The sequence below is a fragment of the Lactiplantibacillus nangangensis genome, assembly GCF_005405065.1.
GTDB classification, from domain to species: Bacteria; Bacillota; Bacilli; order Lactobacillales; family Lactobacillaceae; genus Lactiplantibacillus; species Lactiplantibacillus nangangensis.
The window spans coordinates 1-1,527 of record NZ_BJDI01000037.1; the positions used below are offsets into that span (position 1 = coordinate 1).

The 1,527-nt window shown below is 39.9% G+C and carries 1 protein-coding gene; it reads left to right on the plus strand.

The window, feature by feature from the left end:
- Positions 1-257: 257 nt before the first annotated feature.
- On the plus strand, positions 258-1,433 hold the full coding sequence (locus FFM70_RS13745; RefSeq protein WP_137617407.1) for an IS110 family RNA-guided transposase: 1,176 nt from the start codon (positions 258-260) through the stop codon (positions 1,431-1,433).
- Positions 1,434-1,527 lie beyond the last annotated feature (94 nt).

Below are 1,527 nucleotides of genomic sequence, written 5' to 3' on the forward strand. Positions count from 1 at the left end.
ACAAAAAACTATCTGAGGGTGTCGCTTCGCTCGGCCCTCGTAATCATGATATGAAACGACCGCCTTTCCAGTTATACTTACTGTGAAGGCGGTTTCGTTGTTCATCGCACGTTTATTGGTGCTGCTTTTAAGCCCGTACAAAAAACCGATGGCTTTCAGTTCCTGAGATTAATCAATTGTCGTTTCGTACACGTAAATAAAATTTCATCCCTCAATAACTGAAGCTACCGTCTTCAAATCATCGGAGGTGAAATAAAATGGAAGTTGTTGCGGAAAGTGTTGCTGGCATTGATGTTCATCAAAAACAAATTACCGTTTCAGTTTTAATTGGCTCTGATTCTACTAAACCTATGAAGGTTTCAAAACGCTTTGAAACGATTACCTATCGATTAAAAGAATGTGGTGAGTGGTTAAAGTACCATCAGGTTGAACAAGTCCTGATGGAAAGTACTGGCCAATACTGGCGTCCAGTTTGGCAAATCTTGGAGCCTTATGGCTTCAAGATGATTTTATGTAATCCACGCATTATTAAAAATATTCCCGGTAAAAAGACTGATCAAAAAGATTCGGAATGGCTGTCCGAACTAGCCCGCTATGGCTTGGTCAGTGCTAGTTTTGTCCCTGCACATGCCATTCAAGCTTTAAGAGAATCAACTCGTTTACGCAAGAAATTGACCGAGAATACAACTCAGCTAAAAAACGAAGTCCACAATATTCTACAACGCTCAAATATAAAATTAACCAGTTATCTATCTGATATTTTTAATGGAACAGGCCTTAAGTTACTAGATGCTCTGATGAATGGTGAAGTTATCAATATTCATCTTGTCAGTCATTTACGCCACGGTCGTGTTCATGCTAGCGCTGAACAACTTTTAGCTGCTATGGATGGCAGTCTGACTCGCAATGACCGCCGGTTATTAGCGATCAATATGCACCTGCTCTCTGATTATCAATCTGTTTTGGCTGATTTGAATGTGCAAATTGATGAACAATTATCCGAATTTGATAACTTGTATCATCGCTTACAAGCCATTCCTGGAATTAGTCAACGGATTGCTCAGATTGTTATTGCTGAAGTCGGACCAGATGTAAGTCCGTTCCCAGATGCACACCATTTAGCTTCATGGGCTGGCCTATGTCCAGGAAATTACGAGTCTGCTGGTGTAAAACATGGATCACATATATTACACGGTAATGTTTATCTAAAATCAGCTCTGATTTCCGCAGCTTTAGCTGCTAAACAAGTCAAAGAGTCAGGCTTGAAAGATTACTTTTATCGTCTACGATCCCGCATGGGGGCACAACCGGCACTGGTCGCTTTGGCGCACAAGATGTTAAGGATTATTTATACCATGATTGACCAAGGCATAACCTATGTAGACTATAAAAAAGACCAACGCAAGGCAATTACGTTGGCCACAAACATTTAAATACTAGCTAGTACCTTCAGTATACTAGTTTTTTTCAACACTTTCGAGTGCTTTGGTTTAGTGCGTTCAAAATTCATTTTGTTTCAAATAAAAA